The sequence below is a fragment of the Euzebyales bacterium genome (assembly GCA_036374135.1).
Taxonomy (GTDB): Bacteria; Actinomycetota; Nitriliruptoria; order Euzebyales; family JAHELV01; genus JAHELV01.
This window is the reverse complement of the sequence record DASUUK010000032.1, coordinates 1-21758: the sequence shown is the minus strand read 5'-3', so window position 1 is coordinate 21758 and position 21758 is coordinate 1. Positions and strand designations below refer to the sequence as shown.

At 71.0% G+C, this 21758-nt stretch carries 19 protein-coding genes; 7 read left to right on the top strand and 12 right to left on the bottom strand.

The window, feature by feature from the left end:
* Window positions 1-444: 444 nt before the first annotated feature.
* On the bottom strand, window positions 445-840 hold the full coding sequence (locus VFZ70_04760; protein HEX6255101.1) for a hypothetical protein: 396 nt from the start codon (window positions 838-840) through the stop codon (window positions 445-447).
* A gap of 643 nt (window positions 841-1483) precedes the next feature.
* Window positions 1484-2368, bottom strand: a complete 885-nt coding sequence (locus VFZ70_04755; GenBank protein ID HEX6255100.1) for a helix-turn-helix transcriptional regulator — start codon at window positions 2366-2368, stop codon at window positions 1484-1486.
* Window positions 2369-2611: 243 nt separating this feature from the next.
* On the opposite strand from VFZ70_04755, the gene VFZ70_04750 reads away from it, so the two are divergent.
* Both VFZ70_04750 and VFZ70_04745 read left to right on the top strand, forming a co-directional pair.
* A complete protein-coding gene (locus VFZ70_04750) occupies window positions 2612-3550 on the top strand; it encodes a zinc-dependent alcohol dehydrogenase family protein (protein HEX6255099.1) in 939 nt (312 codons plus the stop codon).
* 568 nt (window positions 3551-4118) lie between these two features.
* Window positions 4119-4292: a hypothetical protein gene (locus tag VFZ70_04745; protein HEX6255098.1), complete on the top strand. Its 174-nt coding sequence runs from the start codon at window positions 4119-4121 to the stop codon at window positions 4290-4292.
* A 38-nt stretch (window positions 4293-4330) separates the two neighbouring features.
* On the opposite strand, the gene sulP is transcribed toward VFZ70_04745, so the two are convergent.
* Both sulP and VFZ70_04735 read right to left on the bottom strand, forming a co-directional pair.
* Window positions 4331-6076 (bottom strand): sulfate permease, encoded by a 1746-nt coding sequence (sulP, locus tag VFZ70_04740; protein HEX6255097.1) that lies wholly within the window; start codon window positions 6074-6076, stop codon window positions 4331-4333.
* 251 nt (window positions 6077-6327) lie between these two features.
* Window positions 6328-6552 (bottom strand): hypothetical protein, encoded by a 225-nt coding sequence (locus VFZ70_04735; GenBank protein ID HEX6255096.1) that lies wholly within the window; start codon window positions 6550-6552, stop codon window positions 6328-6330.
* Window positions 6553-7069: 517 nt separating this feature from the next.
* Here VFZ70_04735 and VFZ70_04730 point away from each other — a divergent pair.
* Window positions 7070-9301 (top strand): 6-phosphofructokinase, encoded by a 2232-nt coding sequence (locus VFZ70_04730; protein HEX6255095.1) that lies wholly within the window; start codon window positions 7070-7072, stop codon window positions 9299-9301.
* A 143-nt stretch (window positions 9302-9444) separates the two neighbouring features.
* On the opposite strand, the gene VFZ70_04725 is transcribed toward VFZ70_04730, so the two are convergent.
* A complete protein-coding gene (locus VFZ70_04725) occupies window positions 9445-10353 on the bottom strand; it encodes an NADP-dependent oxidoreductase (GenBank protein ID HEX6255094.1) in 909 nt (302 codons plus the stop codon).
* Between the two features lie 290 nt (window positions 10354-10643).
* Here VFZ70_04725 and VFZ70_04720 point away from each other — a divergent pair, with 290 nt between their 5' ends.
* Window positions 10644-11600, top strand: a complete 957-nt coding sequence (locus VFZ70_04720; GenBank protein HEX6255093.1) for an oxidoreductase — start codon at window positions 10644-10646, stop codon at window positions 11598-11600.
* 246 nt (window positions 11601-11846) lie between these two features.
* On the opposite strand, the gene VFZ70_04715 is transcribed toward VFZ70_04720, so the two are convergent.
* From VFZ70_04715 to VFZ70_04700, 4 genes are all read right to left on the bottom strand, one after another.
* The gene (locus tag VFZ70_04715) at window positions 11847-14228 is read right to left on the bottom strand and encodes a heavy metal translocating P-type ATPase (GenBank protein HEX6255092.1); all 2382 of its coding nucleotides are present in this window, start codon (window positions 14226-14228) and stop codon (window positions 11847-11849) included.
* Window positions 14225-15382 carry a CBS domain-containing protein gene (locus VFZ70_04710; GenBank protein HEX6255091.1) on the bottom strand — a complete coding sequence of 386 codons (1158 nt, stop codon included), beginning with the start codon at window positions 15380-15382 and terminating at the stop codon, window positions 14225-14227. The genes VFZ70_04715 and VFZ70_04710 overlap by 4 nt, the downstream gene beginning before the upstream one ends.
* Window positions 15383-15521: 139 nt before the next feature.
* Complete coding sequence (locus VFZ70_04705) at window positions 15522-16373, bottom strand: universal stress protein (GenBank protein HEX6255090.1); 852 nt, start codon at window positions 16371-16373, stop codon at window positions 15522-15524.
* 54 nt (window positions 16374-16427) lie between these two features.
* Entirely contained in the window at window positions 16428-16988 is a 561-nt protein-coding gene (locus VFZ70_04700) for a hypothetical protein (protein HEX6255089.1), read from the bottom strand.
* A 285-nt stretch (window positions 16989-17273) separates the two neighbouring features.
* On the opposite strand from VFZ70_04700, the gene VFZ70_04695 reads away from it, so the two are divergent.
* Together VFZ70_04695 and VFZ70_04690 are read left to right on the top strand one after the other, a co-directional pair.
* Complete coding sequence (locus VFZ70_04695) at window positions 17274-17684, top strand: pyridoxamine 5'-phosphate oxidase family protein (protein ID HEX6255088.1); 411 nt, start codon at window positions 17274-17276, stop codon at window positions 17682-17684.
* A 16-nt stretch (window positions 17685-17700) separates the two neighbouring features.
* Window positions 17701-18678 (top strand): universal stress protein, encoded by a 978-nt coding sequence (locus VFZ70_04690; protein HEX6255087.1) that lies wholly within the window; start codon window positions 17701-17703, stop codon window positions 18676-18678.
* Between the two features lie 15 nt (window positions 18679-18693).
* Here the strand turns inward: VFZ70_04690 and VFZ70_04685 are convergent, their stop codons facing one another.
* Both VFZ70_04685 and VFZ70_04680 read right to left on the bottom strand, forming a co-directional pair.
* The gene (locus VFZ70_04685) at window positions 18694-19263 is read right to left on the bottom strand and encodes a hypothetical protein (protein HEX6255086.1); all 570 of its coding nucleotides are present in this window, start codon (window positions 19261-19263) and stop codon (window positions 18694-18696) included.
* A gap of 655 nt (window positions 19264-19918) precedes the next feature.
* A complete protein-coding gene (locus VFZ70_04680) occupies window positions 19919-20155 on the bottom strand; it encodes a hypothetical protein (GenBank protein ID HEX6255085.1) in 237 nt (78 codons plus the stop codon).
* Between the two features lie 172 nt (window positions 20156-20327).
* Here VFZ70_04680 and VFZ70_04675 point away from each other — a divergent pair, with 172 nt between their 5' ends.
* The gene (locus tag VFZ70_04675; protein ID HEX6255084.1) at window positions 20328-21029 is read left to right on the top strand and encodes a Crp/Fnr family transcriptional regulator; all 702 of its coding nucleotides are present in this window, start codon (window positions 20328-20330) and stop codon (window positions 21027-21029) included.
* Here VFZ70_04675 and VFZ70_04670 read toward each other — a convergent pair.
* Window positions 21026-21472, bottom strand: a complete 447-nt coding sequence (locus VFZ70_04670) for a CoA-binding protein (protein ID HEX6255083.1) — start codon at window positions 21470-21472, stop codon at window positions 21026-21028. The two genes, VFZ70_04675 and VFZ70_04670, sit on opposite strands and share 4 nt — an antisense overlap.
* Window positions 21473-21758: the final 286 nt, after the last annotated feature.

The window sequence follows — 21758 nt, the reverse complement described above, 5'->3', positions numbered from 1 at the left end:
CCGCGATCACCCGCGCAGCCAGCGTCCGATAACTGTCGCCGTACGCGTCGAGGCCGGCTGGGACCGAACAGCACAACGGCAGCAGACATCAACTGCATCTCCACAGCCGTCGACGTCGACGACATGACACGGCTCGCCGGCACGCTCGACGGTGACGTCCGCGCCATCAGCATCTGACTTCACCCGCCCACACCGCCTCGTCGCCGCCCGGCCGGCGGCGTGAAGACGGCAACAAGAGCGCTCCCGAACGGGCGGACGGTCTCCTGCCGCGAGGCGAGATATCCCCAGCTCAGCACGTTGCATCACAGGCGTCGCCGGGCGATCGGTGGACTGAACGACATGAGCGACCGCGATGCCCACCCGCCCTTGTGGGGGATCTCCAGGGCCAGCGGGGAGCCCGGCGAGGACGACCTGCGTCAGGCGGTCGCCGATGACAGCTGGGAGCTACGTCGTCGCCTGAGCTCGTTTGCTGGCATTCCTGCGGCTGCAGCGGCACGCACCCCCGATGCGTTGCCGGACATTGGCACGGCACTCCACCGACTGCACGCTGCACGGCGCTCGGCCGGGATGCCCGAACTCGACGACGACGAAGGTCTGGCCCTCGGCGTTCGACTGGCCCGCGAAGCCCGCGAGGAGCTCGCTGCGCTCGACCGCTAGGAAGATCTGGCCGTCTTCCTCGCCCAAATCTGGCGTGTCGGCACACCTTAGATCGACCCAGCGCTGCGGCATCCGCTGACGGCCGACGACGATCGGGCGGACGACTTCGTCGTGGCCCTTGCCCAATGGAACAGCGCGCTGCTCGTCACCGGCGACAGCCGGCTGCTCAAGCTCGATCCCCACCGAGCATCGTCACGCCACGCGAGTTCCTCGACATGTGCGAAGCGAGGTTCTGACCCCGAACCAATGGACGATCAGTTCCGGTTCTTCGCTCGCGCGTGGCCTGCGGAAACGCGCCTCGGCACTGCGCCCCGCCCGCCATGGGAGGTGCAAATCCTCTTATCGCCCACCAGCGGCCTCACGGCCAGCACATCGAACGGTCGCACCCTTACGGTGCGGCGTTCGCCGCTTCACGGGCGTAGGTAGGCTCGTCACCCGCCGCGTTTCGCGCGGACAGAGCCAGGGCCCATCGTGGCCGTGCGTGATCGTCGGGGGCTGGGCGGGCCGGAGTCCGGGTGTCAGGTGGTGCGCGGTCGGGCGATCTCGCCCGGGGCGTGGCGGTGACGGTCGGTGTCGTGGCCGTCGGCGCCTGCGATCTCGTCGGCGACGTCGCGTGCGGTCTCGGTGACGTGGCGGGCTACCTTGCAGGGCCTGGTGGTCGTCGGCGGTCTTGAAGCGCTTGCGCGCCCTGCGGGTTCCGGTGGCGGCCTCGGCCTCGTCGGCGGTGGCAGGTCAGCTGGGTGATCGCGACGCGGTGGATCGCGATGCTCACTGTCAGTCGCCTCCACCGGTTCTCTCGACGGTCGGCGGGCGTGGCCGTGACTGGTCAGCGGGTGATGCTCGTGTCGGTGTCGGTGGGGGTGCTGGTCCAGGAGGCGAGGAGGTCGAGAGCGCGGGCGGTCGGTGAGGCGGGTTCGGCAGCGTAGAGCGTGAGCGTGAGGCCGGGGTCGGAGATCATGTCGACGCTCTCGTAGGCGAGCTCGAGATCGCCGACATCGCAGTGGTGGAAGTGCTTGGTTCCGGCGCCGTGGTAGCGGACGTTGTGGGTGCTCCAGCGGCGGCGGAAGTCGTCACTTCGGGTGGACAGCTCACCGACGAGGTCGTGAAGGTCCTTGTCGTGCGGGTCACGGCCGGCTTCGGTACGCAGGATCGCGACGCAGGTGTCGGCGGCACCCTCCCAGTCGGAATAGAAGTCGTGCGCGGCGTCGAGGTCGAGGAAGGTGAAGCGGGCGAAGTTGGGCTGGTCGCCGACCGTGGCGTCGTAGACGGAGGCATACATGGCGCGGCCGAGGTGGTTGGTGGCGAGCAGATCCATCCGGCCGTTGCGGACGATCGCCGGGCCACTGAACGCGTCGAGCACCCATTGCAGGCCCGGCCGGGGCGTCCAGCGCGTGCTGGGGCGGCGGCGGGGTCGCATCCCGGCGCTGGTGCCGTCGGCGGCATGGGCGAGGTGGAACAGGTGGGCCCGTTCGGCGTCGTCGAGCTGCAGCGCGCGTGCGAGCGCATCGAGGACGGAGGCGGAGACGCCGCCGATCGCGCCGCGCTCGAGCTTGGCGTAGTACTCGACGCTGATGCCGGCCAGGACGGCGACCTCACCCCGGCGCAGCCCCGGCACCCGGCGGTTGCCGACGTCTGGCAACCCGGCCTGCTGCGGGGTGATCTTCGCGCGCCGCGAGGTCAGGAACTCGCGGACCTCGTCACGGCTGTCCACGGCCTCTACGGTACGACCGACGCACGCGGCGTGGGATGCCCTGCCAGTGCACCTCTCCACAGGGACTTCTTCGCCGAGTGATGAGAGGGTTGACTGGCTGTACGTGGTCGGGTGGCAGCCCCGGACCCGTTTGCCAACTGATCTGTGAGGAGTGCTGTGCCATGCGCGTCGCCGTCATGACCGCCCCCGGCGAGGTTCGGATCGAGGACCGGCCCGAGCCGACCATCGTGGAGCCGAGATGCGATCATCCGGTTGTCGGCGACCTGCATCTGCGGGTCGGACCTGTGGCCCTACTGGGGCATCGAAGCCCTCGACGGGCCCCGCCCGATGGGGCACGAGTACGCCGGCATCGTCGAGGATGTCGGTCCCGAGGTCACCAGCATCAAGCCGGGCCAGTTCGCGGTCGGGTCATTCTTCGCCTCGGACAACACCTGCGAGATCTGCCGGGCCGGATACCACTCCTCCTGCATCCACCGCCAACCTGGCGCTCCCGATGGCGCACAGGCCGAGCTGACGCGGGTGCCGCTGGCCGACGGAACCCTGGTCGCCACCCCTGACGTCCCCGACGCCGACCTGGTCCCGGATTTCCTTGCCGCCTCCGACGTCCTGGGCACCGGCTGGTTCGCAGCCGTCGCCGCCGAGGCCGGGCCCGGCAAGACCGTCGCGGTGGTCGGCGACGGCGCCGTCGGGCTGCTCGGCGTGCTCGCCGCCAAGGAGCTCGGCGCCGAGCGGATCATCGCGATGAGCCGCCACGAGCCGCGGCAGAAGCTGGCCCTGGAGTTCGGCGCCACCGACATCGTCACCGAACGCGGCGACGCCGGCATCCAGCAGATCAAGGACCTGACCAACGGCCTGGGCGCGCACTCGGTGATCGAGGCCGTCGGCACCCAGGAGTCGATGATGCAGGCCATCGGCTCCACCCGCCCCGGCGGACACGTCGGCTACGTCGGCGTTGCCCACGAGGTCTCCCTGCCCGGGATGGAGCTGTTCTTCTCCCACGTCCACCTGCACGGCGGCCCCGCGCCCGTCCGCCGCTTCCTGCCCGACCTCGTCGACCGGATCTGGAACCGTCGGATCAACCCGGGCAGGGTGTTCGACCTGGAACTGCCGCTCGACGAGGCCGCGGAAGGCTACGCCGCCATGGACGAGCGCCGCGCCATCAAGGTCCTGCTGCACCCCTGATCCGGCGGCGTTGGCCGACGGCGAACCCGAACGGAGGACGACATGGCGGAGACGGATAGTGATCGGTTCGCGGGGAAGGTCGCGTTCGTCACCGGGGCCGGCGGCGGGATCGGGCGGGCGACGGCGTTGGCCTTCGCCGCCGAGGCGGTACCTGGTGCCGTTCGAGCTCGCCGTCACCGAGGGCCGGACGCTGGGCGTCATGACGGGCTACAACCGCCTCAACGGCCGCTACTGCACCGAACAGCGGCGGCTGCTGACCGACGTCCCTGCGCGGCGAGTGGGGCTTCGACGGGTTCGTCACGACCGACTGGGTGGCCGGCGCGGACACGGTCGCCTCGGCCGACGCGGGACTCAACGTCGAGATGCCCGCCGGTGACCGGGCCTACGGCTCGGCGCTGGCCGCCGCGGTCCGCGACCGGCAGGTGGACCTGGAGACCCTCGACGTGCTCGCGGGACCGTCCTGTCGACCTTCGAGCGCATCGGCGCGTTCGACGACGTCCCGGCGGGTGAGGAGTCGATCGACCTGCCCGAACACCGGCCCTTGGCCCGCAGAGCGTCGGCGGAGTCGATGGTGCTCCTGCGCAACGCGCCGGTCGGCGACACCTCGCTGCTGCCGCTGGCGGTGGACGAACTCGCGTCGATCGCGATCATCGGCCCGAACGCCGCGCGGGCACAGATCATGGGCGGCGGATCGGCCAACCTGCGGCGTTCTCGGTACGGGCGAAGGCCACGTTCGCCCTAGTGCACGATCCCGGAGCGCGACACCGGAGGTGAGGCACCTCAGCGGTTGGTCCAGTCGACCCAGTGGACCCCGGTCGCGGCGAGGTATCCGGAGGTGGCACGACCGAGCGTGGGATAGAAGTGCTCGTCGCCGATCCGCTCGTAGAGCCCGTACGTACGCAACCTGTCCTTCACCGGGCCCTTCAGCTCGGCGAACACGAGCCTGATGCCACGGCGGTCGAACTCGTCGAGGATGTCGCCGAGCATCTCCGCGGCGGTCGTATCGATGTCCGTCACCGGCTCGGCGGCGAGGACGACCCAGCGCAGAGGGCCATCGGCCGATCGCATCACCCGGGCGAGCTGGCGCTCGAAGTGCCCTGCGTTCGCGAAGAAGATCGGCGCGTCGAACCGGAAGATGATCAGGCCGGGGATCTGGGCCGCCTCGGGATGCCGTTCGACGTCGTGGTAGCCACGGCGTCCATCGATTCGTCCGAGCACCGCGTCGTGGGGACGCCAGGCGCGACGTACGAAGTCACCGAGCGACAACGCGATGGCGATGCCGAGCCCTTCGATGACACCGACGAGGGTGACGCCCAGCAGCGCGGCGAGCGACAGGACGAACTCGGAACGGCGCACGTCCCACAGCCACCGCATCTCGGCAAGGTCGAACAGCCCGAACGACGCGACGACCACGATGGCCGCAAGCGTCGCGGACGGCAGGTCGGCGAGCAGATCGTGTGCCAGGACGAGGAGCCCGACGATGCCGATCGCCCCGATGACGCCCGTGAGCTGGGTCTTCGCACCGATCGAGCTCGCGACGGCGGTGCGCGACGAGCTCGCGCTCATCGGGAAGCCCTGGAACGCGCCCGCGGCCAGGTTGGCGGCGCCGAGCGCCATGATCTCGCGGTTCGGATCGACCGGCTCGCCGAGCTTGGCAGCGAAGGTCGTCGACAACGCCGCGGTGTCGGCGAGGGCGACGATGGCCACACCGACCGCCGCGACGCTGAGCGTGGCGAGATCACCGATCCCGATCCGTGGCAGCGCCGGGGCCGGCAGGCCGGCCGGCAGCGCACCGACCACCGGGATCCCGTCCGCCGCGAGCTCGAGCGTGGCGACCAGCGCCGTCGCGACGACGGTCGCGATCAGCACGCCGGGGATCCGCGGTGACACCCGCGGCGCGACGAGCATCACCACCAGCGAGCTGACGCCCAGGGCGGCGGCAACCATGTTCACCCGCCCCCCGGCGACACCGGCGATGACGGCGGGCACGTCGGCGATGAACCCGTCGGCAGCGACCGAGAATCCCAGCAGCTTGGGCAGTTGGCTCACGAGCACCACAACGGCGATGCCGTTGATATAGCCGACGCGTACCGGTTTGGACAGCAACTCGGTGATCGCGCCCAGTCGGGCGACACCGGTGGCGAGACAGATGGTGCCGGTCAGCAGCGCGAGCATGGCGCCCAGCGCAACCGCGCGCGCGGCATCACCGGCCGCCAGCGGCACGACGGCCGCTGCGATCAGGGGCGCGAGCGCGGAGTCCGGTCCCAGCACGAGCAGGCGCGACGGCCCGAACACGGCGTAGGCGGCGAGCGCGAGGACGGTGGTGTACAAGCCCGTCACCGCTGGCAGCCCGGCGAGCTCTGCGTACGCCAGGCCCTGCGGTACCAGCAGCGCCGTCAGCGCCAGGCCGGCGACGACATCGGTGGCCAGCCACTCACGGCGATAGGTCCTGATGACGTGCACGCCCGGCCAGCCGGCAACGGTCCGGCGCACCCTCCGCCAACCGATCGACCTTGTCACCGTCATGGGTCTTCCGCGTCCCCTCAGCTTGACCGTGGGTGTGCAGGCGGTGAAGGGGCGAACGACCCGATGGCGCGGGCCCTCCGGGCTCGCTGGCCGTCAACCGATCAGGTCGCGAAGGTCCGCACGCCCGTCGATGCTGCCCACGAGGGGCCACTCGGTCAGCGTGTCCATCGCAAGACTCCGCTCTCACTCGGTCGTACCGTCACCGTACCGGATCCGGTGCACCGGCGGTCATCGCAGTGTCTGTGCGCGGATCAGCCCCCGTTGACCAGGCACCTGGTGGTGAGCTCGATCTGCGGAACCGCCGGAACCGCCGGAACCGTGACGCTGTCGCGCGTCGTCTGCATGGCGAGCGTCGCGGCCACGCCGGCGAGCGCGGCGGGCGCGACGACCACCGCGATCCGTGTGGCGCGGTCACGAACGCCGCCGTATCTGGAACCGCGGGGGTCGATGTGCTCGAGTGGGGCTGTCGTTGCCATGGGATCACCGTCCTGTCGTGCGCGTGTCCACACGATGACCCGGTCGGCTGCGAGGGCGTCCGCACCCGGTGACGTACATCGCCGGCGCCGACTACGTAGCCGCGGGATGCGCTACGAGGAACCGCCGTTCGCGCGCGGAGCGCCAGTTCGATCGCCGCCAGCACGGGCCGCGGCCATGTCGGTCTCGTCCCCCGCGCGTCGAGCTTCGCGCGAACAGGCCGGCGTCCGCGAGGGCGTCGAGGGGGCGCCAGTGACGCGCGGCCCGCATCGATGTCGGCGGCCGCAGACCACAGCAGGTTGCCGGCGATGTCCCGGCGATGGCGAGCGCCGCACCCATCGGTGGCTGATCGTGGTCGTCGGGCCGCTCCCCCACCCGGCCGATCGACGTCGGCCGCCCGGACCGACCGAGCGGGACGGCCATGGACTGCGGCGGCATCGACCGCGTAAGGTCCGGCTTGGCGTACGGGCCGGCACCGGCGAGCGTACGCAGATCACGTCCGCGTCAGCGAGAGGCTCCATGAGCAACGTCGCGAAACCACCCTCGAGCATCGCCGTGCTGACCAGCGGCGGCGACGCGCAGGGGATGAACCCGGCGGTCCGCGCGGTCGTGCGCACCGCCCTGCACCACGGTGTCGACGTCTACGCGATCTACGAGGGCTACCGGGGCCTCGTCGAGGGTGGATCCGCCATCAGGCAGCTTGAATCAGCCGACGTCGGCGGCATCCTGCACCGCGGCGGCACGGTGATCGGGACCGCCCGGTCACAGGAGTTCCGGACCCGACAGGGTCGACTGCGCGCCGCCCGCAACCTGCTGGAGCGCAGCATCGATGCACTGGTCGTGATCGGCGGTGACGGAAGCCTGACCGGTGCCAACCTGTTCCGCGAGGAGTGGCCCGATCTGCTCGCGGAGCTGGTCAGGACCGGAGAGATGGACGGCATCACGACCAGCGCGCATCCGTTCCTGCGCCTGGTCGGGCTGGTCGGTTCCATCGACAACGACATGTTCGGCACCGACATGACCATCGGTGCCGACAGCGCACTCCACCGGATCACCGAGGCGCTCGATGCGCTGCACAGCACAGCCGCGAGCCACCAGCGCGCGTTCGTCGTCGAGGTCATGGGCCGCCACTGTGGCTACCTGGCGCTCATGGCGTCGCTGGCGACCGGCGCCAACTGGGTCTTCATCCCCGAACGCCCCCCGGAGCACGACGACTGGGGCGACGTCATGTGCGCGACGCTGCGCGCGGGACGTGACATCGGCCGGCGGCAGAACGTGGTCATCGTCGCCGAGGGCGCGCGCGACCGTCAGGGCAACCCGATCACGGCCGACGGCATCAGACAGCTGCTGGAGGACAGGCTCGGTGAGGACACCCGGGTCACGATCCTGGGCCACGTGCAGCGGGGCGGCGCGCCGAGCGCGTTCGACCGGTACCTCAGCACACTGCTCGGGCATGCGGCGGTGGAGCAGCTTCTGAACGACGCGCCCGGTGCTCCCGCCCAGCTGATCGGCATCAGGGAGAACGAGGTCATCAGCTCACCGCTGATGGACTGCGTCGAACAGACGCATGCGGTCGCCGAGCGCATCGAGGACAAGGACTACGCCACGGCGATGGCGATGCGCGGCGGCAGCTTCGCCGAGTCCTTCGACATCCTGCAGACGCTCGAGCAGGCCACGCCGAAGCCCGCGACGAGCAGCCATCGGCGGATCGCCGTGCTCCACGGCGGTGGACCGTCTCCCGGCATGAACACGGCGGTGCGCGTCGCGGTTCGGCTGGGACTCGACCGTGGTCACGACATGCTCGCCGTGCGCAACGGGTTCCGCGGGCTGCACGACGGCGAGGTCCAGAAGATGGACTGGATGAGCGTCAGCGGCTGGGTGTCGTCGGGCGGCGCCGAGATCGGCACGAACCGCTACGTGCCCGACGCCGCGGCGCTCGAGCGCATCGCCGCGAACATCAGCCGGCACGTGATCGACGGGCTGCTCGTCATCGGTGGCTGGAACGCCTACGAGGCGGCACACCTGCTCCGCTCGTCGCGAGCGCGGCATCCGGCGCTCGACATCCCGATCGTGTGCCTGCCCGCGTCGATCAACAACGACCTGCCGGCATCCGAGCTGAGCATTGGCAGCGACACGGCGCTGAACAGCATCACGACGGACGTCGACAAGATCAAGCAGTCGGCCGTCGCCTCGCGACGGTGCTTCGTGGTCGAGGTGATGGGCCGCGACTGCGGTTACCTCGCGCTGATGAGCGGCATGGCGACCGGGGCGGAGCGCGTCTACCTGCCCGAGGATGGCATCACGCTGGCCGATCTGACCACGGACGTCGGCAACCTCACGGACGGCTTCCGCGCCGGCAAGCGCCTCGGGCTGGTGATCCGCAACGAGAACGCCGACTCCGTGTACACGTCCGACTTCATCACCGCGCTGTTCGAGAAGGAGGGTGGCGACCTGTTCGACGCCCGCGCAGCGGTCCTCGGCCACATCCAGGAGGGCGGCGACCCGTCGCCGTTCGATCGCATCCAGGCGACGCGCCTCACGGCGAGGTGCATCGAGTACCTGACCGAGCAGCTCGCCTCGGACGATCCCACGAGCGCGATGATCGGGCTGCGGGCCGGCGCCGTGACGTTCACCGACCTGGACGCGTACCCGACGCTGATCGAGGCCGACGCGCAGCGGCCACTGGAGCAGCACTGGCTGCGGTACCGCCCGCTCGCGAAGATCATGGTCGGACAGCCCGCGTCAGCGTGACCGGCGCCGTACGTCGTGTCAGGCCGCTGCGCCGGTGTCGCCCTCGATCCAGTCGACGACCCGCGCCGGGCCGAGGTGATCGTCGACGCCGGTGAAGCCATCGCGGAGCGTCGCCATCGACCCACGTCCGGGTGAGCGGCGCCTCAGCCGGACACTAGCAGCACGATCTTGCCACGGCCGTGGCCCTGCTCACTGGCGCGGTGTGCGGCCGCGGCCTCGGCCAGCGGGTAGGACGCGCGGATCGGCATCGTCAGTACACCCGCCTCATACAGCCGCGCCGCCTCGCGCAGGCCGTCGAGCGACCGGTCGCCGCCGCCGCCGGAGAACGTCACACCGTGCGCCGACGCGTCGGGATCGGCGATCGTCACGACGCGGTCGGTGGTGCCTCCGCGCAGCTCGATCGATGCGGGGAGCGCGCCCTTGCCGGCGGCGTCGAACACCGCGTCGACGCCGTCGGGTGCGAACTGCCGAACGCGGTCGACAAGGGCGTCACCGTAGATGACGGGGACGGCACCGACTCCGCGCAGGTAGTCGTGGTGGCGTTCGCTCGCGGTCCCGATGACCCGCGCGCCGCGTGCGGCGGCGAACTGCACCGCCACGCCGCCCACCGATCCGGCAGCGCCGTGGATCAACAGGGTGTCGCCCGGGCCGACATCGAGCAGGTCGAGAACGCGCCTTGCGGTCTCGGCGGCGACAGGCAGCGCAGCTGCGATCTCCCACGGCATCCCCGCTGGTATGCCCACCACCTGCTCGGCGAGCGCGTGCGTCGCGTACGCCCCGTCAGCAGCGAAGCCGAACACCGCGTCTCCTTCGGCGACGTCGGCGACGCCGGCACCGACCCGGTCGACTACGCCGGCGACGTCGCTGCCGGGCACCTTGGGCAGATCGACGTCCCCGAACGCGCCGCTGCGAAGCTTCCAGTCGATCGGGTTGACCGCTGCGGCACGTACGGTGATCCGCACCTGACCCGGCCCCGGGGACGGGGCGGTGACGTCGCGGAGCTGCAGCACCTCTGCGGGACCGGTCTCGGCGTACATGACGGCCGTGGACATGTGATCTCCTGATGTGAATCGAACGATGCGCGTGCGGACCTGTCCAACACAGCGGCCGCCGGCAGTCTTCCCCACCCGGCCCGCGAGCGTTCATTCGCGCGATTGCGCAGGCGTTCCCAGCGCCCCCCATCGCTGGCGTCGTCGCCCTGTTGGCGCGAGGTGCGAGTGATGTGGCGCGGTCTGCTGGTGACTGCGCGGGGATCGCCATCTACCGTGACCAGTGACAGGCCGGACGCGGCCAGCGCATGGCCCGGCGTCCGCACAGCTCGCCGCATCCGAGGCAGGGTACCATGACGTGGTCCATCGCAGACATCCCTCCACAGGACGGCCGGGTCGCGGTCGTCACGGGCGCGAACGGCGGTCTCGGGCTGGCGACCGCCAGGGCGCTCGCCGGCAGGGGCGCCCACGTGGTCATGGCCACCCGCGACCAGACCAAGGCCACTCACGCCCACGCGGAGATCCTTGCCGCCCATCCGACGGCGTCGCTCGAGATCGTCGAGCTCGACCTGGGGTCGCTCGCATCCGTCGCGGCGGCCGCGGAGCAGATCCGCGCGGCGCACGACCACGTCGACCTGCTGATCAACAACGCGGGGGTCATGGCGATGCCGGAACGCGTTACCGCCGACGGCTTCGAGACGCAGTTCGGCGTCAACCACCTCGGTCACTGGGCGCTGACGGCCCAACTGCTCCCAGCCGTCCTGGGAGCCGATGCACCACGGATCGTGACGGTCACGAGCACCGCCCACCACACCGGGCGACCGGTGGATCCTGACAACCCGCACCTGCACGGGACGTACGCGCCATGGAAGGCGTACGGCCAGTCGAAGCTGGCCAACTACCACTTCGCGCTCGGGCTCCAGCGTGAGTTCGAACGGCGGGGACTCCAGGCGCAGAGCCTCATGGCCCACCCCGGCCTGTCCCACACGGACCTTCAGGTGCGCACGGCGGCCGAAGGGGGCGCGGGGCGTTCGGGCCGGTTCTTCGAGTGGCTCGCCGCCCGCACGGGCATGCCCGCCGACCGCGGCGCGTTGCCGCAGTTGCGGGCCGCGACCGACCCCAGGGCGAGTGGCGGACAGATGTACGCCCCGCGCTACATCAACGCTGGTCCACCGGTCCGGCGTCCGATCCTGCGCCGCATCGGCCTGCAGCGCGCCATCGACACCCTGTTCGCCGTGTCGGAGCGCGAGACCGGTGTCGCGCTCGACATCGACGCCGCGCGCGCCGTCCGGCACGAAGGTCCCGCGTGAGCACCGGGCTGTACACGATCGATCCGGCCGCCAGGGCGCTGCTGCTTCGTCCTCGGGGTCGCGCCCGCCCACGTGCTGCGGCGTGCATCGCTGCCCGCCGACTCTTCACGCGCACGCCGTTGACCATGTCCACCGCGGCGCTGGAACAGGACGCATCGCAGAGCTGGACGGGACAGACCCCCCGGACTGTGCGCGCGGCCTCCGCGTGACCCGATCGACGACGTCCCGACGCGCGAGGCGGCGGGTTCATGGCTGCCGCGTGACGGCACCGGCGGTGGCGACCGCCGCGTCGTCGAGGCGGAGGTACAGCTCCTCCTCCTGGGCCACGTGCAGACGCAGGATGGCGTGCAGGCCGTACAGCAACCGACGCAGCTCGAGCCGGTCGCCGACCGCCGGCCCGTTCTCGGGCACGTAGGCCGCCAGACGCTCGAACCGGGCGACGAGGCGCTCGATCTCCCGGTGGGTGCTGATCAGCGGCCCGGTCGGGTCACCGTCGGCCAGGACCGTTGCCAGACGCGGATACAACTGCTCCTCCTCGGCGTGCTCATGGGGCAGCAACGTCGCGACCAGGAACTGTCGGATCTCGCCGATCTCGGCCACGGCGTCGGCGTCGGACGACCACTCGAGACGGTCTGCGACCTCCTTGACCCTGTCGAACCCGGCGACCAGGGTGCGGTGCTGGGTTCGGAACCGTGAGCTGGCCTGCCGGTCGGCCTGGGTCACGCGTACCTCACCCGGCACGCGCAGCGCCCGCAGGGCGTTCAGGATCACCGCGACGTCGATGGCCTCCTGCAGGACAGCGCCCGCCAGCACGGTGATGCCGCCGGCGGCCGCGAACACCATCGCAACGAGCGACAGGCCCATGCCGGCCACCACACTCTGCACGGCGATGCGACGGGTCCATCGTGCGATCGTGATGCCCTCGGTCAGGCGGTCCAGCCGGTCAACCGTGATGACGACGTCCGCAGCCTCCGACGAGGCCGCAGCGCCCCGTGCGCCCATCGCGATCCCGACGTCGGCACCGGCCAGCGCGGGGGCGTCGTTCACGCCGTCGCCCACCATGACGGTCACGCGGTCGTCGCGGTCAGACCATTCGCGCACGAGGTCGACCTTGTCGCCGGGAGTCTGGTCGGACCAGACGTCGTCGAGTGCCAGCGCGGCCGCAACCGATTCGGCGACGGACCGGTCGTCACCGGTGAGCATTGCGATGTGGCTGACACCCGCCGCCCGCAACCGGCGCACGACGCCGCCCGACTCCGGTCTCAACGGATCGTCGAGCAACAGCACACCGGCGACGTCGCCGTCGACGCCCACGACGACGGCCGACGCACCTTCGAGCCGGGCGCGACGGTGCGCTGACCGCACCGGCTCCGGCAGCTGCCCGCCGTCGGCGATCCATGCGGCCGAGCCCAGTCGCACCCGGCAGCCGTCGACACGCGCGGCGATGCCGCCACCGTGCCGCTCCTCCACATCGTCGGGGAACGCGAGCGGCAGCCCGCGCACCCGCGCCGCGTCGATGATCGCGTCGGCGAAGACGTGCGCGGAGGCCTGCTCGACGCTCGCTGCCAGCCGCAGCAGCTCGTCCGGCGTCACGTGTGGCACCGTCACGATGTCAGCGACGTGTGGCGCGCCGGCGGTCAGCGTTCCGGTCTTGTCGAACACGACCGAGGACGCGACGGCGAGCTGTTCCAGCGGTGCGGCACCCTTCACGATGAGCCCACGTCGCGCCGCGACGGACACACCCGACACCAGCGCGATAGGCACCGCGAGGATCAGCGGGCACGGCGTCGCTACCACGAGCACGGCGAGCGCGCGCACGGGATCGCCCGACGCGACCCAGGCACCGGCAGCGATGGCGATGGTCACCGGGACGAACGCGATCGCGTAGCGGTCGGCCATGCGGGTGAAGGGTGTGCGCGCCTCGGCCGCGTGACGCACCAGATGGACGATGCCGGCGTAGGTGCTGTCGCGGGCGGACGCCACCGCCCGCAGCGTCACCGGCGCGCCAGCGTTCACGGCCCCGCTGGCGACGCGGGCGTGATTGTGCCGGGCAACCGGGCGCGTCTCGCCGGTCAGCGCGGACTCGTCGAACATGCCCACCGGGCCGGTCACCACCGCGTCGACCGGCACCGCTTCGCCGGAGCGTACGAGCAGCGCGTCGCCCGGAACGACGGCGTCCACGTCCACCCTCTCGAGGCGGGCACCGACGATCCGGCGGGCCGTGCGCGGGGCTCCTGCGAGCAGCGCGGTCAGCTCGTGACGCGCCCTGCCCGCCGCGAACGCCTCGAGCGCCTGGCCGCCGGTCAGCATCAGCGCGATCACGGCGCCCGCCAGGTGCTGGCCGAGCGCTAGCGCGCCCACCATCGCCATCAGCGCGATCACATCGACGCCGGCACGTCGCTGCAGCAGGTCGCGCACGATCGCCACCGCCAGGCCCGCAGCCGTGACGGCGGTCACCACCGCCCACACGACCTCGGCGGCGTCATTGGTTCCGGTGAGCGCCAACACGCCGCCGGCCGCCACCGCGAGGAGCGTGACCCGGAACTGTGTGATGCCCGGCGCGCCCAGGTGATCGACCGCGTGACGGGCGGCAGACGCGTGCGGCGCCGCGACGAGCGACGCGGTCACGGTACGACGGGCGGCACCAGGTCGTCGTCGAGCCACTCGAGGTCCGTGTCGACGCCGTTGACCCCGTCGACGGCACGGATCGCGTCCACGAGCCAGCGAGCGGTGCTGTGGCGGTCGACCGAGCCCTTCACGGTCGCGACGCCCCACTCGACGTCGACCACGACGCCTTGAGCGTCGCGTTCCCGCAGGACCTGATCGACCGCGGTCTGTGTCTCCGCGTCGTTGCGGATGACGGCGCGGAGGACGTCGTGGCGTGAGACGATGCCGACGATCTCAGCGCCCGACACGACGACGAGGCGTCCGATGTCGTCATCCCACATCATGCTCGCGGCCTCCGCCAAATCGGTGTCCGGCGGGACGGTCCTGGCCGGTCGACCACAGGCTTCACCGACCGTCCGGGCAGCACCGAGCGCGCGACGCTGCGCCGCACGCCTGCCCAGCCTGACATCCGGTGGACACTCGGCGGCCAGCACGTCCGACTCGCTGAGCACGCCGACCAGCCCACCGTCGGTGGTGCGCACGGGTGCGCCCGAGACGTCGAAGTGGTACAGCAGCAGTGCGGCCGTCCGCAGCGGCATGTCCTCGTACAGCACGACCGGGTCGGCGGTCATCACATCACCGACCGACAGGCGGGGCCGCACGCCGGCCGACCGCTCACCGTGCTCGTCGCGCCGATCGGCGGCCGGCGGCGCCTCGAGGGCGTCGGCCAGCCGGTCGGCGAGATCGTGGGTCGTGCGTTCGGCGAGCGCTCCCAGCACCGTGGCGTCGGCGAGCGCACCCACCGGCCCGAGCGGGGGTGTCACCGCCCCGACGACGGCGAGCTGCGCGATGCCCGACGTCATCGGTTCGAGTTCGACCGTGCCACGGAACACGGGGAAGGCGTGTCTCGCCGGTTCGGCCTCCCACTGGAGTGGCACGCACGTGCGCGCGCCGTGGTCGATGGCCACGCCCGTGCGGAAGCGCACCTGCTTGCTGACGTCCCGCCCGATCACGCGTGCCGGCAGTTGCAGCAGCAACGACCCGTCCGGCTCGGCGCGTTCCTCGTCGGCATCCAGTGCCGCACGTAGGAGGTCCGTGATGTCCGAGCGCAACCTCCGCCGCAGATCGGCCGGCGCGCCGGACACGCGCCTGTAGGCGATGACCCAGTGCTTCATGTCGCGCCTCCTCGCCTCGCCACCACCCCACGTCGACGCTAGTGCCACGTGGCGGCGACGGCACCCGCCAAGGTCCCCCGACGTCGGAGACCTTCGTCCCGGCGGACGGACCGGTGCGCCCGCGGCCGTCGACCCGTCGTCAGGGCACGACGACCACGGGATCGTCCGTGTGGTGCAGCACCTGCTGGCTGACCGAACCGAACACCGCACGGCTGAACGTGCCCTGTCCCCGCGTGCCGACGACAAGCAGATGGTCCACGGCGCGGTCGAGCAGCACGCCGGCCGCGGGACCGACGGCGACCTCCCGCCGGATGTGCACGCCGGCCGGGTTCTGCGTGTCGTCCACGACGCGATCCACGAGCGCCCGGGCGTGCGCGTGCGCGCGCACGCGGACGTCGTCGTACAGGCGCTGGTTCAGTGCCGCCTGCGGAGCGGGATCGGCCGGGAGCGTGTACGCGTGCACGGCGGTCAGACCGGTCCCGCGTCGTGCCGCCTCCTCGACCGCCCACCGCAGCGCGCGGCGCGAGGCGGGTGCGTCGTCGATCCCCACGAGCACCGGACGCCGCCCGTCGTCGCCGCGTGACGCCGCGGGTACCACGGCGACCGGCACCTGCGCGTGCGCGGCGACCCGGTAGCTCGTCGACCCGAGCGTGAGGCGCGGGAACCCGCCGCGCCCACGGGAGCCGACAACGGCCAGATCGGCGTCGGCGGCCGCATCGACCAGAGCGGCCGCAGCGGCCCCGCTCGCCGCCGTCAACGTGGCCGACCATTTGACCGCGTCGAGCACGGTGCGATTGCGCTCGACGACCTCGTCGAGCCGGCCCCGCGCGAGCTCGCGATCGGCTTCACCGAACATGCCCGCATAGGGATGGAGGACGTACGCGTGCACGAGATCCACGAGGGCACCGTGCCGGGCCGCCTCGGCGACCGCCCAGCGCAGTGCCCTGTCCGCGGCCTGTGACCCGTCGACGCCGACGACGATGCGGTCCATGGTGTCCTCCTGCCATCCACCAACGTCGACGGTACGGCACTTCGTACGACCGTGCTACTCCAGGAAGCGGTACCGCTGCACGAGCGGCAGCTGCTCCCAGACGCGCCCGAAGCCCCACGTCCGCCCCGCGCCGTACACGGCGAGGGCCACGAGGACGAGCGCGTACACGATGTGGTCGTCCATGAACGGGTTGTTGATGAGCGGCAACTCCGCCGCCCACATCAGCACGAGCATGATCGTGCCGGACACGGCAGCGATGCGCATGCCGATGCCCAGCAGCAGGGCCAGGCCGATGCCGAGCAGACCGATCATGAACACCCAGTCGCTGAAGGTGCCGGACAGTCCGGCGAAGAAGTCGTGGAAGGACTTGCCCTCGGTCGCGAAGTTCAGGAACCCGAATGTCGGCGAGCCACCGTTGACCCAGGCGTCGGCCCGCTCCGTCGCGAAGCCCAGTCCGAAGGTCTTGTCGAGGAACGCCCACAGGAACACCCACCCGAGCGCGAGCCGCGTCACGGCCAGGACGTGACGGGCTGCCAACGCCCGTGTCGCGTCGTCGTTGGACCGCGTCCGTGTCTGGGTCTGAGCACCTGCATCGCGCGTCGTCACCGCTGCCATGCCGATCAGCCTCCTTCTGGTCTCGCCGATCGCACATCATCATGGGCGTTGCGGCGTCCAGTGGCCGGTCCGTTGGACTGTGCGGTGCAAGGACCATCACGGGAGCTGTGGGGGACCCGCCCGGGACCGTTGACGGCCCTCGTCACGGCACACGGTCAACCCGCGGCGCCGGGACGTTGTTCCTGCCCCCAATGGCCTTCCGGCCTTTGCCCGCGCGGGCACCATCGGGCACCATCGGGGCCATGGGTGGTCGACCTGTCCACCCGGCCGTCAACGACGAGGTGGATGCCTGTGGACACCCCCGTGACGCACCAGATCGAGGAGCTCAGCGTCGACGAGTGCCTCGACCTGCTGCGTACGCAGACACTCGGGCGACTGGTGTACCTCGAGGATGGCGCGCCGGAGATCCGACCCGTGAACTATGCGCTGCATCAGGGCTCGGTGGTCTTCCGTGTCGGCTACGGCGACCTGCTCGATGCGGTGCACCGCCAACCGGTGACGTTCGAGGCGGACCACGGTGACAGCGCCAGCCGCACCGGCTGGAGCGTGATCATCCGCGGGATCGCCGAGGAGATCTGGCGCACCGACGAGCTCGACGTGGCTCGCGACACGGGGCTGCGCCCATGGGCACCGGGATCGCGTGATCACTACGTACGCATCATCCCGCGCGTGATGACCGGACGGCGGATCACGTGATCAGGCGCGAGCCGCAGTGAACGGAGACGTGCCGCCCCCGGCGCCCGATGGCGGTGCGTGGGGCAGCGACCACCGCGACGGCGACCGACCCATCGTGGTCGGTGTCGACGGGTCCCGCCATGCTGAGCGCGCCCTACGTTGGGCCGTGCGCGAGGCCCAGTTGCGCCGCGCCCCACTGACGCTGGTGCACGTGTACGTCGAGGACGGCGTGAGCGCGGCATCAGCAGCCGGCGCCCACGAGTTGGCGCAACGCCTGGTCGACGACGTCCTGCGCCGTCATCGCCACCTGATCGACGAGTTGACGGATGTCGAGACCATCGTGATGCCCGGTTCCGCGCGCGGCGCGGCGGCGGTGCTGCTCGACGCGGGACACCGGGCACAGCTGGTGGTCCTGGGCACCCGAGGGCTGGGAGGGTTCAGCGAACTGCTGCTGGGGTCCACCAGCCACCGGGTGCTGATGCACGCCAGCGTGCCGGTCGTGCTCGTGCGCACGCCGCCGCACGTCGACCCCACGATCGCCGAGGAACATGACGGACGACGGCCGCTCGTGGTCGGTGTCGACCAGTCAGCGGGCTCGCAGGCCGCCCTGCGGTGGGCGTTCGACGAGGCGTGCCGGCGCGACGTCGGTGTGCTCGCGGTGCACGCGCTCGACGCACCGTCCGCGCCGACGCTGCGTGCGCTGGGGGTCCCGGTCGAACTTGTCGCGTCGCGCCTCACGCAGGCGCGGTCCACCGCACGGCAGGAGGTCGACGAGCAGATCGACCGGGCGCTGCCCACGGCCGGCCGGCCCCGGCTCGACCGGCTCATCGATGATGGCGCGCCTGTCAGCGCTCTGCTGCGCTATGCCACACCGGAGCACCTGCTCGTCGTCGGCACGCGCGGGCGCCGGGGCTTCGCCGAGCTGGGACCGGGATCGGTCAGCCACCAGTGCGCGCACCACGTCACGGGACCCATGGTCGCGGTCCCGAGCCGCCCCCCGGCCACGCGGGCGTGAACGGCGCGGCGGCACCTACTGGTCGCCCTCGCGGAGGAAACCCGTGCGGTCGCGGACGCGGCGGTCCGACGTGACCGTGGCGGTCCCGGTCACGCGCGGCGTTCCGGCGATCGGGCCGTTGTTCATGCGGTGATGGGTCATCGCCCAGACCCTGCCGTCGCCGGCCTCCTGGCCGACCGACTCCCACAGCGTCAGCTCCAGGTGATCGGAGCCGAACACGTCGATCTCGAGCCAGGACGCGCGCATGTGCCGGCCACCGTGGACGATCTGCACGGGCGTGGACCCGCCGCGCGACCAGGTCGTATCGGCATGGAACTCGGACGCCAGGAGCAGGTCGACGCCGAGCCTGCTGAGCAATGACCACATACGCGTGCCGTTGCGCAGGAGCAACGCCGACGTATCGCGCCTGCGGTTCGGACCGACCGCCGGGATCTCGGACTGCACGAAGATCCAGTCGACATCGTTGGCGCGCCACGTCTGGACCCGGTCGGTGATCCAGAGCTGATCGCCGGCGGTGATGCTCGGGTAGATCCCGCTCTTCCACTTCACGAACGGGTCGAGCGTAATGATGCCGACGTTGCCCACACCCCCACACCACATCATGGCCGGCCCACCAGCTCTTGATCCACGGGTAGATCGTGCTGCCGGCGCGCTGGACAACCTGCCGGTTCTGCCACGTCGTGCCGCGGCGTCCGAACACGTGGTCGTCGTCGCTGTAGCGGTACCACCGACCCTCGACCATGTCGCCGCCGTGCACCACCACATCGGGACGCGACGCCGTGATCTGGCTCACGATCTCGGCCATGAACGTGCGCCACCGGGCGTTCGCACCGACCGGCATCCCCGGTTCCCACTTCGGCGACGCCCGGTAGTCGGCCACGTCACCGTGCGGCACCCCGCTGGTCGAGACGATGGTGCGGGAGGGCGCCGAGGGAGCCGATCGACCGTCGACCGGCTGATCCGCCCACGCGTCCACACGTTCGTCCGCCTCAGGCGTCTCGTGCGCCGCCACCGGACCCGTCGGCAGCTCGACCGCAAACCAGGACATGGCGACGACTGCTGATCTCCAACCCACAACCCGCCCCAGCGTTCGACGTCAGCGGCTGAACCGTAGACAGCCTGGCCCCGAAGGGCAAGAACACGGCGCAAGCCCCCGACCGTGCTGCGGATCGGGGGCCTGCACGTGCTGCTGTCAGGAAGCTCGTGGCGCTGCCAGCGTCACGGCCGCTCCGGGCGTGATCTACACCAGCCGAAGCAGCACGATCACGAGAATCACAATTACCAGCACCACAATGACGGTACGCAACATCGCCGAACCTCCCTCCATGAACTCACCGTGGGATGGATTGGCCGGATGCTGCCCGCGCCCCATGACCACAAACCTGTCCTGCCGCGTCGTGATCAAGCCGAGCGGAGCCGCATCGACACCGTCACCTGCGTGACGAATCCGGACGCAACATACATCAGGGGTGTTCAACGTCGACGACCCACCGTCAGGAGCAGCGACATGGGACAACGACCGGCCCTGATCGCACCGGGGTGCCCGCGCCGCACCACCGGACCCGGCGCGATCTGACATGATGACGGAGATGGACAGGTCGGGTCCGGACACCGCAATGCGACGCCACGCGCTGTGGATCGCACGTGCGATGGCACGGACCGACCTGACCCCGCTGCACCCGTCGGACATCGAACAGCTCGAGCGGGTCGTGCGGGTCCGCAACGAGCCGCAGGGCACCGTGCTCATCAACGCCGGGGCAGCGGTCGAATCGGTGTTCGTCGTACGCAGCGGCGAGGTCCGGCTGGCGACGCGGCGGCCGCTGGGGGGCCGCCAGCTGGTCGGGCTGATCCGTGAGGGGGGCGTCGTCGGCGACATCCCGATGTTCTGCGAGCGGCCCATGCCCTTCGACGCGCTGGCGGGCCAGCAGACCACGATCCTCGAGATCTCACGGCAGCAGTTGCTGGCGTTGCTGACCCAGTCGCCGTCGCTGTCACTGCGCTGGATGACCTCACTGGCCAAGCGGCTCGAGCAGACCCAACACCGGATGGTGTCGCTGCTGACCAAGGACCTGACCATGCAGGTGGCCCTGCTGCTGCTCGACGAGCGCGAGCAACAGAGCGGCGACACGTGGGTGGTCCGCCTCTCCCACGGCACGATCGCGCAGTTGCTGGGCGTGCGACGGCAGTCGGTGTCGCGCGTGCTGGCGACCCTGCGCGGCGACGGGCTCGTGACGAGCGGTTACCGCACGATCGTGCTCCGTGACCTGCCCGGCCTTGCCAAGCTCGCCGGCGTCCCGGCCACCGATGTCACGCGCCGTCCGGCGACCGGCGGACGGCTGAGGGGCGGCTAGCTCGCTCTGCGTCGCAGCTCGATGGCCGGACACCGATTCATCACGACGGCGAGGCCGGCGTCGGACGCACGCTGCGCGGCCGCCGTGTCGATCACGCCGAGCTGCATCCACACGGCCCGCGCGCCGATCGCGATCGCCTCGTCCACGTGCACGCCCGCCAGCTCCGAACGGCGGAAGATGTCGACCACCTCGATGGGATGCTCCGTCGCGGCTGCGGCGAGGTCGGGATAGGACCGCCGCCCGAGCACCTCCGTGCACGTCGGGTTGACGGGCACGACGTCGTAGCCGTTCGCAACCAGCGTCTGCATGACACCGTTGCTCGGTCGATGCGCGCGCGGTGACGCACCCACGACCGCGAACGTGCGGCACCGCTCGAGGATCATCGCGATCGCCGCTTCTGTGTCGGCGGGTCGCCCGGAACCGTTCGTCGCGTCGTTGGTCATGTCTGCTCCAGCCTGCCCAGGGCCGCCGCCGCCGACGCCCGGCGACCGACCTTTCCGGTGGCGGTCGGTGGGGTCCGGCAGATGGTCATCACTGTGGACGGAGTGCGCCACGCGGGCATGTGGGTCAGTTGCGTGCCATCTGGCCTTGACCGGCATCGATGGTGCGGTATGGTCTAGGACAGTGCACCGATCTGCTGGATCGGGGCGGATTCTCCCGGCAGCCCCGGACCCGGTTGCCTCCATCGAGGACTCTCGGAGGAGCGTGACATGTCCGAGCAATGGGCTT

What these genes read in the sequence shown, in the direction of transcription:
- VFZ70_04730 (HEX6255095.1), top strand. Translation starts at nt 7,070, where the DNA reads ATGAGCAACGTCGCGAAACCACCCTCGAGCATCGCCGTGCTGACCAGC.
- VFZ70_04745 (HEX6255098.1), top strand. Translation starts at nt 4,119, where the DNA reads ATGGTGCTCCTGCGCAACGCGCCGGTCGGCGACACCTCGCTGCTGCCG.
- VFZ70_04705 (HEX6255090.1), bottom strand. Translation starts at nt 16,373, where the DNA reads ATGGACCGCATCGTCGTCGGCGTCGACGGGTCACAGGCCGCGGACAGG.
- sulP (HEX6255097.1), bottom strand. Translation starts at nt 6,076, where the DNA reads ATGACGGTGACAAGGTCGATCGGTTGGCGGAGGGTGCGCCGGACCGTT.
- VFZ70_04695 (HEX6255088.1), top strand. Translation starts at nt 17,274, where the DNA reads ATGCCTGTGGACACCCCCGTGACGCACCAGATCGAGGAGCTCAGCGTC.
- VFZ70_04735 (HEX6255096.1), bottom strand. Translation starts at nt 6,552, where the DNA reads ATGGCAACGACAGCCCCACTCGAGCACATCGACCCCCGCGGTTCCAGA.
- VFZ70_04675 (HEX6255084.1), top strand. Translation starts at nt 20,328, where the DNA reads ATGGCACGGACCGACCTGACCCCGCTGCACCCGTCGGACATCGAACAG.
- VFZ70_04710 (HEX6255091.1), bottom strand. Translation starts at nt 15,382, where the DNA reads ATGAAGCACTGGGTCATCGCCTACAGGCGCGTGTCCGGCGCGCCGGCC.
- VFZ70_04720 (HEX6255093.1), top strand. Translation starts at nt 10,644, where the DNA reads ATGACGTGGTCCATCGCAGACATCCCTCCACAGGACGGCCGGGTCGCG.
- VFZ70_04670 (HEX6255083.1), bottom strand. Translation starts at nt 21,472, where the DNA reads ATGACCAACGACGCGACGAACGGTTCCGGGCGACCCGCCGACACAGAA.
- VFZ70_04725 (HEX6255094.1), bottom strand. Translation starts at nt 10,353, where the DNA reads ATGTCCACGGCCGTCATGTACGCCGAGACCGGTCCCGCAGAGGTGCTG.
- VFZ70_04700 (HEX6255089.1), bottom strand. Translation starts at nt 16,988, where the DNA reads ATGGCAGCGGTGACGACGCGCGATGCAGGTGCTCAGACCCAGACACGG.